A 13715-nucleotide genomic window follows, 5' to 3' on the forward strand; every position below is an offset into this window, starting at 1 on the left:
CAACGGCGAGAAGAGCGGGAACGAATTCGAATATCGCCCGTTAAGTCAATTGAAAGGCCGTTGAGATAAGCGCCGTGCCGTTCGGGGAATCGACTGGTGGGCCGCTCCGGGCACCGGCCCGCGCGCGGGACACGGGCCGACGCGGCCGACGCGGCCGACGCGGCGGACAGGGCGGGACACCGGCGGTGGTATTTTTTTGACCGCTCTGACCTGGGTGGACGCTGCACGCGAGGGACCGCGGCCCCGCCCGTGAGGAGCCGGTCCGCCGGGAGCGCGGGCGAGCCCCCAAGCGCTTCGGTCAACCGTTCCCGTGGGCCGCCCGCTCACCCTCGGCGCGGGCTCCCCCTCCGGGAAGGACGACCCTTTCCGCCGCCCGGAGAGGAATCGGACACCCCTTCTTCCGGCTTCCGTCCGGAAACACCGGATAATACGGCGGACGGTTCCGGCCTTCGGGAAAGCGCGTTTTCCACGGCGTCCGGTTCCGGAGGGACGGCCCTGGCGGACGACCGGGACGGACGGCTTGGGCGCCCCGGAGGGACGGCCCGTACATGCGGCCCGGACAGGCGAGCGGGGTCGCCGGCCCGGACGAGCGGGCGGCCCGGGGCGGAACGTGCCACACCCCGGGCCGCACGAACGCGAAGCCCCCCTCGCGGGCTCCCCGCCCTCTTCTCAGAGACCCTGGGCCAGGCGGTAGTACGCCTGGTTCCAGCGGATCTCCTTGGCGAACCGGCGGGGGGTGGTGTCGGCGTCGATGACCAGCAGCTCGACCCCGAGCATGTCGGAGAAGTCGGTGAGCTCCTCGACGGTCAGCGCGGCCGACAGCACGGTGTGGTGCGGCCCCCCGGCGGTCAGCCACGCCTCGGCCGACGTGCTCAGCGAGGGGCGGGGCTTCCACACCGCGCGGGCCACGGGCAGCTTGGGCAGCGGCTGGGCCGGGACGACCACGTCGATCTCGTTGGCCACGAGCCGGAACCGGTCCCCCATGTCGGCCAGGCCGAGCACCACGGCCGGGCCGGGCTCGGCGTCGAACACCAGCCGGACCGGGTCCTCGCGCCCGCCGATGCCCAGCGGGTGGATCTCGCACGAGGGCATCCCGGAGGCGATCGTCGGGCAGACCTCCAGCATGTGCGCGCCGAGGATGACCTCCTCGCCCGGCGTCAGGTGGTAGGTGTAGTCCTCCATGAAGGACGTGCCGCCCTCCAGGCCGGTGGACATCACCTTGAGCGTGCGGACCAGCACCGAGGTCTTCCAGTCGCCCTCGCCGCCGAAGCCGTAGCCGTCGCCCATCAGGCGCTGCACGGCCAGGCCCGGGAGCTGGCGCAGCCCGCCCAGGTCCTCGAAGTTGGTGGTGAACGCCCCGAAGCCGCCCTCGGTGAGGAAGTGCCGCAGCCCCAGCTCGATGCGGGCGGCGTAGCGCAGGGCGTCGTGCCGCTCGCCGCCGGCGCGCAGCTCGGGCGCGACCTTGTAGCTGTCCTCGTACTCGGCGGTCAGCGTGTCGACGTCGGCGTCGGAGGAGGCGTCGACGGCGGCGACCAGGTCGTTGACGCCGTAGGTGTTGACCGAGACGCCGAAGCGCCGCTGCGCCTCGACCTTGTCGCCCTCGGTGACGGCCACGTCGCGCATGTTGTCGCCGAAGCGGGCCAGCCGCAGCGAGCCCACCTCGGCGCGGCCGGCCGCGGCCCGCGCCCACGCGCCGACGCGGGCGGCCACGGCCGGGTCGCTCACGTGCCCGGCGACGGTCTTGCGCGGCACGCCCAGCCGGGACTGGATGTAGCCGAACTCGCGGTCGCCGTGGGCGGCCTGGTTGAGGTTCATGAAGTCCATGTCGATGGAGCCCCACGGCAGCTCCACGTTGGCCTGGGTGTGCAGGTGCAGCAGCGGGGTGCGCAGCGCGTCCAGGCCGGCGATCCACATCTTCGCCGGGGAGAAGGTGTGCATCCAGGCGATGATCCCGATGCAGTCGTCTGCCGCGTTGGCCTCCAGGCAGACCCGGCGGATCGCCGCGGCGTCGGTGAGCACCGGCTTCCACACCAGGCGGAACGCCAGCCGCTCGCCGAGCTGCTCGGCGATCTGCCGGGACTGCTCGGCGACCTGAGCCAGCGTCTCCTCTCCGTACAGGCCCTGGCTTCCGGTGAGGAACCAGATCTCACGCTCGTGGACGGTCAACGCGGACTCCTTTGCCCGTAGACGTTCTGGTAGCGGTCGTACAAACGGTCGATGTCGGCCTGCGCGATCGGCAGAGGCTCGCCGAGCTGGACGGCCACGTGCACGGTGCGCGCGACGTCCTCGCACATCACCGCGGCCTTGACCGCGGCGCGGGGGTCGGCACCGATGGTGAAGACGCCGTGGTTCTGCATGAGGACCGCCGGGGAGCGGTGGCCCTCCAGGGTGGCGACGATGCCCTTGCCGATGTCGTCCCCGCCGATCAGCGCGAACGGCCCGACCGGGATCTCGCCGCCGAACTCGTCGGCCATCGCCGTCAGCACGCACGGGATGGCCTCGCCGCGCGCGGCCCAGGCGGAGGCGTACGTGGAGTGGGTGTGCACCACGCCGCCCACCTGCGGCATCGCCCGGTAGACGTAGGCGTGCGCGGCGGTGTCGCTGGACGGCGCCAGCTCGCCCTCGACCAGCTCGCCGTCCAGGTCGCACACCACGATCGACTCCGGGGTCAGGTCGTCGTAGGACACCCCGGACGGCTTGATGACGAACAGGTCCTCGCCCGGCACGCGGCCGGAGACGTTGCCGGCCGTCCAGGCGACCAGGCCGTAGCGGACCAGCTCCTCGTGGAGCCGGCACACCGTCTCGCGCAGTTTCCTCACCGTGGCGCCGCTCACGCGACCTCCTCCTTCTCCCCGCCTGGCCTCTCGGTGCCGGGCTTCTCGCTGTCGGATCGGCTCGCCTCGTAGCGCAGGGCCCGCAGGCCGTGCAGCATCGCCCCGTCGGCGAAGTGGTCGTGCAGGCGCCGGTACTCGGCGTACAGCCGGTCGTAGGCGTCGGCGCGGCCGGGGTCGGGCCGGTAGACGGCCTCGCCTCGCCTGCCCATCGCGGCCGAGGCGGCGGTGATGTCGGGGTAGGCCCCGGCGGCGACGGCGGCGTGGATCGCCGACCCCAGCGCGCACCCCTGTTCGGAGCCGATCACCGAGATGGGGCGGCGCAGGACGTCCGCGTAGACCTGCATCAGGAAGTGGTTCTTGATCAGGCCGCCGGCGGCGACGAAGTCGGTCACCGGCACCCCGGACGCCTCGAAGGTCTCCACGATCGTCCGGGCGCCGAACGCCGTGGCCTCGATCAGCGCGCGGTAGGTGTCCTCGGGGCGGGTCGCGAGCGTCTGGCCGACGACCACGGCGGAGAGGTTGTGGTCGACCAGCACCGAACGGTTGCCGTTGTGCCAGTCGAGCGCCACCAGGCCGTGCCGGCCGACCGGCTGGGCGGCGGCGAGCTCAGTGAGGTACTCGTGCACGGAGATCCCGCGCCGCTCGGCCTCACGCTCGTAGGAGCCGGGCACCGAGGTCTCGACGAACCAGCCGAAGATGTCGCCGACGCCGGACTGCCCGGCCTCGTACCCCCACAGCCCCGGCACGATGCCGTCGCGCACCACCCCGCACATGCCGGGCACCTCGGCCAGGGCGTCCGAGGGCATGACGTGACAGGTGGAGGTGCCCATGATGGCGACCATCTGGCCGGGGCGCACCGCGTCGGCGGCGGCGGAGGTGACGTGGGCGTCCACGTTGCCGACCGAGATCGCGGTCCGCTCCAGCAGCTTGGTCCACTCCGCGGCGCGGGCGCTCAGCCGGCCCGCGAGCCCGCCGAGCGGCGACGGCTCGCCGCCGAGCTTGGCGGTGAAGTCGACGAAGCGCGGGTCGAGCTCGGCGAGGAACTCCGCCGACGGGTACTCCCCGTCCTGGCGGATGGCCTTGTAGCCGGCGGTGCAGACGTTGCGGGTCTCCACACCGGTGAGCTCCCAGACGATCCAGTCGGCGGCCTCGATCCAGCGCTCGGCGCGGGCGTAGACCTCCGGGTCCTCCTCGAGCACCTGCAGGCCCTTGGCGAACGACCACTCCGAGGAGATCTTCCCGCCGTAGCGGGGCAGCCACGCCTCCCCCCTGCGGGCGGCGAGGGCGTTGATCCGGTCGGCGTGCGGCTGCGCCGAGTGGTGCTTCCACAGCTTGGGCCAGGCGTGCGGCCGGCCGGCGAACTCCTCCAGCTCGCACAGCGGGGTGCCGTCGGCGGTGGCCGGCAGCACGGTGCAGGCGGTGAAGTCGGTGCCCAGGCCGATGATCTGGGACGGGGAGACGCCGGCCGCGGCCACCGCCTGCGGCACCGCCGAGCGCAGTACCTCCCGCCAGTCCTCGGGGGACTGCAGCGCCCAGTCCGGGCCCAGGGGCGTGCCGCCCTCCGGCAGCCGGTCCTCGATCACCCGGTGGGCGTACTCGTGCACGGCGGAGCCGACCTCGGCGCCGTCGCTCACCCGCACCACCACGGCGCGGCCCGACAGCGTGCCGAAGTCGACCCCGACCACGTAACGATCGTTGTTAGCGTTCACATGCCCTCCCTGGACATACAGGACCTCCGTGGACGAGACTCCGGCGCGGCCCGCCGTACCGGAGCCGCGGGCCCGGACGTGGGACGCCGTCCCCGGGCCGGCGGTTCCGGGGACGGCGCCTCGCGCCCGAGCCGCTGGTTCAGGTACGGCGTATCACGCCGAGGCGCTGCAGCAGGATGAAGGCGAAGAGCAGCAGGCCGATGACGATCCTGGTCCACCAGGGACTGAGGGTCCCCTCGAAACTGATGATCGTCTGGATCAGCCCGAGGATGAGCACCCCCAGCACGGTGCCGATCAGGTAGCCCGACCCGCCGGTCAGCAGGGTGCCGCCGATCACCACCGCGGCGATCGCGTCCAGCTCCATGCCGACCGCGTGCAGCGGGTTGCCGGACAGCATGTAGAACGACATCAGCACCCCGCCCAGCGCCGAGCAGAAGCCGCTGATCGTGTAGACGGTGATCTTCGTTCGGGCCACCGGCAGTCCCATGAGCAGCGCCGACTGCTCGCTGCCGCCGGTCGCGTACACGTTACGCCCCAGCCTGGTGTACTGCAGCACGTAGGCCGCGACGATGATCACCACGACCGCCACGATCACGCTCGGCGAGATGAACGCACCGTCGAACAGGTCGATCCTGGTCTGGGCCAGGGTGGTGTAGGTGGGGTCGGTGATGGAGATCGACTCGGTGCCGATGACGTAGCACAGCCCGCGGGCCAGGAACATGCCGGCCAGCGTCACGATGAACGGCTGGATGTCGAAGTACTGGATCACGCAGCCCATGGCCAGGCCGAGCACCGCGCCGATCAGCAGCACCAGCGGGATGACCACCAGCGGGGACCAGCCCTTGTCCGTCACCAGGCTCGCCGAGACCATCGTGGCGAGCGCGGCCACCGCCCCCACCGACAGGTCGATGCCGCCGGTGAGGATGACGAACGTCATGCCGACCGCCAGGACCAGCAGGAACGCGTTGTCGACGAAGACGTTGAGCACCACCTGGCCGGAGGCGAAGCCCTCGTAGCGCAGGCCGCCGGCCGTGAACATCGCCAGGAACAGGCCGGCGGTCACCAGCACCGGCACGTACGCCCGCGGGAACGGGCGGTTCAGGGAGAGCAGGCTGGGGGTGGTCATGCCGGGATCCTCACCTTCGTATCGGTACCGGAGGGCGCGGCGGGCCGGCCGCGTTCCCTGCGGCGGAACACCTTCTCCCGGAAGGTGGGCGACTGCAGCAGGCACACCAGGATGATGACGACCGCCTTGAACAGCAGCGTCGTCTCCGGCGGCACGCCGATGGAGTAGATCGTGGTGGTCAGCGTCTGGATGATCAGCGCGCCGAGCACGGTGCCGCCGAGCGAGAAGCGCCCGCCGACCAGTGAGGTGCCGCCGATCACGACGGCGAGGATCGCGTCGAGCTCGATCCACAGGCCGGCGGCGTTGCCGTCCGCGCTGGAGACGTTGGAGCTGATCATCAGTCCGGCGATGCCGGCGCACAGCCCGCAGAAGGCGTAGACCAGGATGATCAGGCCCCGGGAGCGGATGCCCGCCAGGCGGCTGGCCTCGGCGTTGCCGCCGACGGACTCGATCAGCACCCCGAGCGCCAGGCGCCGGGTGAGGAACGCGGTGACCGCGAGCACGGCCAGCACGATCAGGATGCCGAACGGCACGGTCAGCCAGTACCCGCCGCCGATGAGCTTGTACGGGGTGCTGTTGATCGTGATGATCTGGCCGTCGGTGATGAGCTGGGCGACCCCGCGGCCGGCGACCATCAGGATCAGCGTCGCGATGATCGGCTGGATGCCGATGCCGGCGACCAGGAAGCCGTTCCAGATCCCCAGGACCAGGGAGAGCGCCAGTGCCATGCCGATCGCGGCCAGGACGCCGCCGACGGCGTTCTGGTCTTCCAGCCCGCTGATCTGCAGGCAGGCCAGCGCCCCGGAGATGGCCACCACCGAGCCGACCGACAGGTCGATGCCGCCGGTGGCGATGACGAGCGTCATGCCGATCGCGACCAGGATCAGGGGGGCGCCGAAGCGGATGATGTCGATGAGGCTGCCGTAGAGGTGACCGTTCTTCATCTCCACCGACAGGAAGCCGTCGGTGAAGACGACGTTGACGGCCAGCAGCAGCACGAGGATGAGGGCCGGCCAGAAGAGGCGGTGCCGGATCACCTGGTTCATGTGCGGGCTCCGCTCGCGATCGTCTGCATCAGTACGTCCGTGGTGAGGGCGTCGTCGTTGGGAAGCTGCGCCACCAGGTGCCGGTCGCGCAGCACGCCGACCCGGTGGCTGAGGCGCAGGACCTCCTCCAGCTCGGCGGAGATGAACAGCACGGCCATGCCCCCGTCGGACAGGGAGGCGACCAGCCGCTGGATCTCCGCCTTGGCCCCGACGTCGATGCCGCGGGTCGGCTCGTCCAGGATGAGCAGGCGCGGCTCGACGATGAGCCAGCGGGCCAGCAGCACCTTCTGCTGGTTGCCGCCGCTGAGGTTGCGGACGAGCTGTTCGGGGTTGGGCGGGGTGATCCTCAGGGCGGAGATGTACTTCTCCACCAGCTCGTCCTGGCGGCGGCGCGGCACGGGCCTGGCCCAGCCGCGCGCCGCCTGCAGGGCGAGGATGATGTTCTCCCGCACGGTGAGGTCGGCGATCAGGCCCTCGGTGCGCCGGTTCTCCGGGCAGAAGGCGATCTTGTGGTTCGTGGCCGCGCGCGGGGTGCGCATCGAGACCGGCGTCCCGTCGACGACGACCTCGCCGGTGCCGGCGTGGTCGGCGCCGAAGAGCAGGCGGGCGATCTCGGTGCGGCCCGAGCCGAGCAGCCCGGCCAGTCCCAGCACCTCGCCCTCGTGGATGGTGAGGGTGAACGGCTCCACGGCCCCGGTCCGGCCGAGCTCGCGTGTCTCGACGACGGCCTTGGCGTCCGGGGAGAGGTCCTTGGGCTTGTCGTCAAGGCGTTCCAGGTCGGCGAGCTCCTGGCCGATCATCTTGCCGACCAGCTCGACCTGGCTGAGCTCGGAGACGAGGTACTCGCCGACCAGGCGGCCGTTGCGCAGGATCGTCATGCGGTCGGCGATGTCGTAGATCTGGTCCAGGAAGTGCGAGACGAACAGGATGGCGATCCCCTCGCCCTTGAGCCTGCGCATCACCCGGAAGAGCTGCGCGACCTCCCCGGCGTCCAGGCTGGAGGTGGGCTCGTCGAGGATGAGCACGCTCGCGGAGATGTCGACCGCGCGCGCGATCGCCACCATCTGCTGCACGGCCGCCGAGTAGGACGACAGCGGCGCGTTGACGTCCAGGTCCAGCTCCAGGCGTTCGAGCAGCGCGGCGGCGCGGGCGCGCATCTCGCCCCAGCGGATGCGGCCCAGGCGGCGCGGCTCACGCCCGATGAAGATGTTCTCGGCCACCGAGAGGTTCGGGCAGAGGTTGACCTCCTGGTAGACCGTGCTGATGCCTGCCCGCTGCGCCTCCAGGGGGCCCGCGAAGGAGACGGGCGCGCCGGCCAGCTCGATCCGGCCGGCGTCGATGTCGTGCACGCCGGTGAGGACCTTGATCAGAGTGGACTTCCCGGCGCCGTTCTCTCCCATCAGCGCGTGCACCTCGCCCGGCAGGAGCCGGAAGTCCACGCCGTCCAGCGCCTTGACGCCGGGGAACTGCTTGCTGATGCCGGTCATGCGCAGGATCGGATCGGGTGCTGCCATACGACGTTCCTCTTGCTCTCGGGGGGCGGGCGGCCCGCGGGGGGCGACTCGCCGGGTCGGTGGCTCGCCGGGTCGGTGGCCGGGGGTGGACGGGTCGGTGACGGGACGGGGACGGTTCTGCGGCGGGGGCGTGACGGGGCGTGCGGGCCGGGTCCGTGTCACCCGCCGGGGGGCGCGGTGCTGGCTCTGGCGACGAACCTGGGCGGGACGACGTGCCGTTCGCGGGACCATTCCGCTCCCGCCCCGAGCCGCCTGAGCAGCACCTCGATGCTGTGCCTGCCGACCGCCCCGAAGTCCTGCCGGATCGTGGTGAGCGGGGGCGTGAAGAACTCCGACTCGGGGATGTCGTCGAACCCCACGACGCTGATCTGCTCGGGCACCCGCACGCCCCGCTCGGCGAAGGCGCGCAGCGCCCCCAGGGCCATCTGGTCGTTGGCGACGAACACCGCGGTGACACCGGGCGTCGCCGCCAGGCGCAGACCGGCCCGGTAGCCCGAGCGCGGGCTCCAGTCGCCGGGCAGCGCCTCGGGGACGGGGCGGCCGGCGCCTTCCAGCGCGTCGCGCCAGCCCTCCCGGCGCCCCTCGACCTCCAGCCAGTCCGGCGGTCCCGCGATGTGCCAGACGGTCTCGTGGCCCAGGTCGAGCAGGTGCCGCACGGCCAGGCGGGCGCCCTCCACCTGGTCGACGCTGACCACCGAGACGTCGCCGTCGTGGCCGCCCTCGACGGCGACCACGGGGATGTCGGTGATCGCGTCGGCCAGTGCCGGGGCGGCCGAGCGCTGCGGCGCGACGACGACGATCCCGTCGACGCCCTGCTCGGCGAGGTAGCCGAGCGCGTCGCGTACGCCCGCGGTGTCGATGGTCTTGAGGCTGACCATGCTGACGAAGTAACCTGCCGCCCTGGCCGCCTGCTCGATGCCGTAGACCATGCTCGCCGGGCCGTAGAGGGTCGTGTCGAAGCTCACCACGCCCAGGGTGCGGGTGTGGCGGGTGACCAGGGCCCGGGCGACCATGTTGCGCCGGTAGCCGAGCTCGTGGATCGCCTCCAGGACGCGGGCCCGGGTCTCGGCGCGCACGTTGGGGTGATCGTTGAGAACGCGGGAGACCGTCTGGTGGGAGACCCCCGCCTTCGTCGCGACATCCGCCATCACCGGTGGACGGCGGTCGCGGTTCGCGTTCACGGTCGGCTCCTTCTGATGGCTTGGGACAGACTGTGAGCGTTAACAACGCCCCGCGTCAAGCGTCTCCCGCGTTACGGTCAGGTCACGTGAAGATCTTTGGTAACACCCCCTTGACGTCACGGTCATCTCAGCCTTAACTGACCCATACCCTTTTGTTAGCGCTCACATCTCCCCCCGAGAATTCCCCCTACTGGAGGTATGCGATGAAGTTCGCGAAGCTGGCCACCGCGGCGGTGAGCCTGGCCCTTGCCATGGGGGTGACGGCCTGTGGCTCCACCGTCAAGACCTCGGAGCAGGGCGCGACGAGCGAGGCCTCGGCCGCGCCCGCCGACACCCTGGTCGGGGTGACGATGCCCACCAAGTCGTCCGAGCGCTGGATCCACGACGGTGACAACGTCAAGGGCGCCCTGGAGAAGCTGGGCTACAAGGTCGACCTCCAGTACGCCGAGAACGACATCCCCACCCAGGCCAGCCAGATCGAGAACCAGATCACCCGCGGCGCCAAGCTGCTGATCGTCGCCTCGATCGACGGCACCGCGCTCACCACCCAGCTCCAGCAGGCCGCCGACAAGAAGATCCCGGTGATCGCCTACGACCGGCTGATCCGCAACTCGCCGAACGTCGACTACTACGCCACCTTCGACAACTACAAGGTCGGCGTGCAGCAGGCGACCTCGCTGCTGGTCGGCCTCAAGCTGAAGAAGGAGGACGGCTCCGACGGCGACGCCAAGGGCCCGTTCAACGTCGAGATCTTCGCCGGCTCGCCCGACGACAACAACGCCACGTTCTTCTACAACGGCGCGATGGACACCCTCAAGCCGTACATCGACAACGGCACCCTGGTCGTCAAGAGCAAGCAGACCGACTTCAAGACCGTCGCGATCCTGCGCTGGGACCCGGCCACCGCGCAGAAGCGCATGGAGGACCTGATCACCAAGTACTACTCCGGCGACACCAAGGTCCAGGGCGTGCTCTCCCCGTACGACGGCCTGTCCATCGGCATCCTGTCGGCGCTCAAGAGCAGCGGCTACGGCACCTCCGGCCAGCCCTACCCGATCGTGACCGGCCAGGACGGCGAGGTCGCCTCGGTCAAGTCGATCATCGCCGGTGAGCAGTACGCGACGATCTACAAGGACACCCGCCAGCTCGCCGCGGTCACCGTCGAGATGGCCGACGCCCTGCTCAAGGGCGGCAAGCCCGAGGTGAACAACACCAAGGACTACGACAACGGCAACAAGGTCGTCCCCTCCAACCTGCTGGAGTCGGTGATCGTGTACAAGGACAACTACAAGAAGGTCCTCGTCGACTCCGGCTACTACACCGAGGACCAGCTCAAGTAGGACCAGATCGGCACGACGGCGGACGGCACACCCGGCCGGCGGCGACCCTTCCGTCGCCGCCGGCCGGATGCTCGAAAGACGGAGGGGACCTTGCGAAGGCGGGCGGCATGACCGACGACATACTCCGGATGCGCGGGATCACCAAGACGTTCCCGGGCGTCAAAGCCCTGCAGGACGTCAACCTGGCCGTCCGCAGGGGCGAGATACACGCGATCTGCGGGGAGAACGGCGCCGGCAAGTCGACGCTGATGAAGGTCCTCTCAGGCGTGTACCCGCACGGCTCGTACGAGGGAGAGATCCTCTTCGAGGGCGAGCAGTGCCGCTTCTCCGACATCAGGGACAGCGAGAAGCTCGGCATCGTGATCATCCATCAGGAGCTGGCGCTCAGCCCGTACCTGTCGATCGCGGAGAACATCTTCCTCGGCAACGAGCGGACGACCCGGGGCCTGATCGACTGGAACCGGACCAACGCCGAGGCCGCAGAGCTGCTGGAGCGCGTCGGGCTCCGGGAGAACCCGACGACGCTCGCGATGGACATCGGGGTGGGCAAGCAGCAGCTCGTGGAGATCGCCAAGGCGCTCTCCAAGCGGGTGCGGCTGCTCATCCTCGACGAGCCGACCGCCTCGCTCAACGACGAGGACTCCGCGCACCTGCTCGACCTGCTGCGCGGGCTGCGCGACGAGGGCATCACCTCGGTGATCATCTCGCACAAGCTGAACGAGATCCGGGCCATCGCCGACACCACCACGATCCTGCGGGACGGGCGGACGATCGAGACCCTGGACATGCGCGGCGACGACATCAGCGAGGACCGCATCATCTCCGGCATGGTCGGCCGCGACCTGGAGCACCGCTTCCCGCCGCACGAGCCGGACATCGGCGAGGAGGTGCTGCGGATCGAGGACTGGACCGTGCACAGCCCCGTCGACCCCGACCGCGTCGTGGTCGACCGCGCCGGCCTGACGCTGCGGCGCGGCGAGATCGTCGGCCTGGCCGGGCTCATGGGCGCCGGCCGCACCGAGCTGGCGATGAGCGTGTTCGGCCGCAGCTACGGCGTGAACATCTCCGGCCGCGCCTACAAGAACGGGCGGGAGATCAGGCTCCGCACGGTCGGCGAGGCGATCGCCCACGGCATCGCGTACGCCACCGAGGACCGCAAGCGCTACGGGCTGAACCTGATCGACGACATCAAGCGCAACGTCTCGGCCGCGGCGCTGGGCAAGCTCGCCAGGCGCGGCTGGGTGGACGACAACAGGGAGTACGAGGTCGCCGACGGCTACCGGGAGAGCATGAACATCAAGGCTCCCAGCGTGCTGTCGGTCACCGGGAAGCTGAGCGGCGGCAACCAGCAGAAGGTCGTGCTGTCGAAGTGGATCTTCACCGACGCCGACGTGCTGATCCTCGACGAGCCGACCCGCGGCATCGACGTGGGTGCCAAGTACGAGATCTACTCGATCATCAACCGGCTCGCCGACCAGGGAAAGGCCGTTCTGGTCATCTCCTCGGAGCTTCCCGAGCTGCTGGGCGTCTGTGACCGCGTCTACGCCATGTCGGCCGGTCGCATCACCGGCGAGGTCTCCCGCGCGGAGGCCACCCCGGAGCGGCTCATGCAGTTCATGACCAAGGAAAAGGAATAGGGGAACACGATGAGCAGCGGCAAGGTCCCGACAGAAACCGCGCCACCGACCGGCGGCCTTCCCCTGGTGCCCGCCAAGACACCGGCCGGCCGGTTCTCGGTCAACCTGCGGCAGAGCGGCATCTACATCGCCTTCGCACTGATCATCGTGCTGTTCTCCGTCCTGACCGACGGTGAGCTGCTCAGCCCGCAGAACATCTCCAACATCGTGGTGCAGAACTCCTACATCCTGATCCTGGCGATCGGCATGATCCTGATCATCATCGCCGGTCACATCGACCTCTCGGTCGGATCGGTGGTGGGGCTCACCGGCGCGATCGCGGCGGTGCTCATGGTCGACATGGACGTGGCGTGGCCGCTGGCGATCCTCGTCACGCTGATCGCCGGCGCGCTGATCGGGGCCTGGCAGGGCTACTGGATCGCCTACTTCGGCATCCCGGCGTTCATCGTCACCCTGGCCGGAATGCTGATCTTCAGGGCGCTGACCCTGACCGTGCTCGGCAACCAGGGCATCGGCCCCTTCCCCGACGAGGTGCGGACCCTGGCCAACGGCTTCGTGCCCGGCTACCTCGGCAACATCGGCCTGGGCCCGCTCGGCGGCGCCGACCTGCTGACGCTGCTGGTCGGCCTGGTCGTGGTGGGCGGGCTGGCCCTGACCCAGTGGCGGGCCCGCCAGGCCCGGCTGGGCTACCGGCAGAAGGTCGACGCGCTGCCGCTGTTCCTGCTGAAGATCGGTGCCGCCGCCGCGGTGGTGATGGTGGTCCTCGTCCAGCTCGCCCGGTTCAAGAACCTGCCCTGGGTGCTGGTTCTGCTGGCCCTCCTGGTGCTGGGCTACACGCTGATGACCAACCGCGCCGTGTTCGGCCGTCACATCTACGCCATCGGCGGCAACCTGAACGCGGCGAGCCTGTCCGGCATCAAGGTCAAGTCCGTCACCTTCTGGATCTTCGTCAACATGGGGGTGCTCGCCGCGCTCGCCGGGATCATCTTCGCCGGGCGGCTGAACCAGGCCGGTCCGACCGCGGGCGGCAACTTCGAGCTGGACGCCATCGCGGCCGCGTTCATCGGCGGCGCCGCCGTCCAGGGCGGGGTGGGCAGGGTGGTCGGCGCCCTGACCGGCGGCCTCATCATGGCCGTGATCAACAACGGCATGTCGCTGATCGGCGCGCCCAGCGAGCGGGTCATGCTCTTCAAGGGCCTGGTCCTGCTCGCCGCCGTGGCCCTGGACGTCTGGACCAAGCGCCGCGCCGGCGGGGGCCGCTGACACCGGGTCATGCTGATGTCCGACTCGACCAACGCCGAGGTGCCGGGCTTCGTCACCAGCGAGCG

The 13715-nt window shown here is 70.3% G+C and carries 10 protein-coding genes; 3 read left to right on the forward strand and 7 right to left on the reverse strand.

Features of this window, described 5'->3' with window-relative positions; translation table 11 throughout:
* Window positions 1–669 precede the first annotated feature (669 nt).
* The 7 genes from araA to AB0G16_RS13450 all read right to left on the reverse strand — a co-directional run bounded on the left by araA (window position 670) and on the right by AB0G16_RS13450 (window position 9410).
* Window positions 670–2166: an L-arabinose isomerase gene (gene araA / locus AB0G16_RS13420; protein ID WP_362803507.1), complete on the reverse strand. Its 1497-nt coding sequence runs from the start codon at window positions 2164–2166 to the stop codon at window positions 670–672.
* The gene (locus AB0G16_RS13425) at window positions 2163–2834 is read right to left on the reverse strand and encodes an L-ribulose-5-phosphate 4-epimerase (protein WP_362803509.1); all 672 of its coding nucleotides are present in this window, start codon (window positions 2832–2834) and stop codon (window positions 2163–2165) included. The genes araA and AB0G16_RS13425 overlap by 4 nt, the downstream gene beginning before the upstream one ends.
* Complete coding sequence (araB, locus tag AB0G16_RS13430; RefSeq protein ID WP_362803512.1) at window positions 2831–4543, reverse strand: ribulokinase; 1713 nt, start codon at window positions 4541–4543, stop codon at window positions 2831–2833. The genes AB0G16_RS13425 and araB overlap by 4 nt, the downstream gene beginning before the upstream one ends.
* Before the next feature lie 139 nt (window positions 4544–4682).
* A complete protein-coding gene (gene yjfF, locus AB0G16_RS13435; protein WP_362803515.1) occupies window positions 4683–5669 on the reverse strand; it encodes a galactofuranose ABC transporter, permease protein YjfF in 987 nt (328 codons plus the stop codon).
* Window positions 5666–6715 carry an ABC transporter permease gene (locus AB0G16_RS13440; protein ID WP_362803518.1) on the reverse strand — a complete coding sequence of 350 codons (1050 nt, stop codon included), beginning with the start codon at window positions 6713–6715 and terminating at the stop codon, window positions 5666–5668. The genes yjfF and AB0G16_RS13440 overlap by 4 nt, the downstream gene beginning before the upstream one ends.
* On the reverse strand, window positions 6712–8229 hold the full coding sequence (locus tag AB0G16_RS13445; protein WP_362803521.1) for a sugar ABC transporter ATP-binding protein: 1518 nt from the start codon (window positions 8227–8229) through the stop codon (window positions 6712–6714). The genes AB0G16_RS13440 and AB0G16_RS13445 overlap by 4 nt, the downstream gene beginning before the upstream one ends.
* Window positions 8230–8387: 158 nt before the next feature.
* Complete coding sequence (locus AB0G16_RS13450) at window positions 8388–9410, reverse strand: LacI family DNA-binding transcriptional regulator (protein WP_362803524.1); 1023 nt, start codon at window positions 9408–9410, stop codon at window positions 8388–8390.
* A gap of 203 nt (window positions 9411–9613) precedes the next feature.
* On the opposite strand from AB0G16_RS13450, the gene chvE reads away from it, so the two are divergent.
* From chvE to mmsB, 3 genes are all read left to right on the forward strand, one after another.
* Complete coding sequence (chvE, locus tag AB0G16_RS13455; protein ID WP_362803527.1) at window positions 9614–10750, forward strand: multiple monosaccharide ABC transporter substrate-binding protein; 1137 nt, start codon at window positions 9614–9616, stop codon at window positions 10748–10750.
* A gap of 107 nt (window positions 10751–10857) precedes the next feature.
* Complete coding sequence (gene mmsA / locus AB0G16_RS13460) at window positions 10858–12387, forward strand: multiple monosaccharide ABC transporter ATP-binding protein (protein WP_362803529.1); 1530 nt, start codon at window positions 10858–10860, stop codon at window positions 12385–12387.
* 9 nt (window positions 12388–12396) lie between these two features.
* The gene (mmsB, locus tag AB0G16_RS13465; protein WP_362803532.1) at window positions 12397–13650 is read left to right on the forward strand and encodes a multiple monosaccharide ABC transporter permease; all 1254 of its coding nucleotides are present in this window, start codon (window positions 12397–12399) and stop codon (window positions 13648–13650) included.
* Window positions 13651–13715 lie beyond the last annotated feature (65 nt).

This window comes from Streptosporangium sp. NPDC023615 (assembly GCF_040640155.1).
In the GTDB taxonomy this organism is placed as follows: domain Bacteria; phylum Actinomycetota; class Actinomycetes; order Streptosporangiales; family Streptosporangiaceae; genus Streptosporangium.

Bases quoted from the DNA above. Each gene is read 5' to 3' on its own strand.
- yjfF (WP_362803515.1), bottom strand. From the start codon at position 5,669: ATGACCACCCCCAGCCTGCTCTCCCTGAACCGCCCGTTCCCGCGGGCG.
- AB0G16_RS13440 (WP_362803518.1), bottom strand. From the start codon at position 6,715: ATGAACCAGGTGATCCGGCACCGCCTCTTCTGGCCGGCCCTCATCCTC.
- AB0G16_RS13445 (WP_362803521.1), bottom strand. From the start codon at position 8,229: ATGGCAGCACCCGATCCGATCCTGCGCATGACCGGCATCAGCAAGCAG.
- chvE (WP_362803527.1), top strand. From the start codon at position 9,614: ATGAAGTTCGCGAAGCTGGCCACCGCGGCGGTGAGCCTGGCCCTTGCC.
- mmsA (WP_362803529.1), top strand. From the start codon at position 10,858: ATGACCGACGACATACTCCGGATGCGCGGGATCACCAAGACGTTCCCG.
- mmsB (WP_362803532.1), top strand. From the start codon at position 12,397: ATGAGCAGCGGCAAGGTCCCGACAGAAACCGCGCCACCGACCGGCGGC.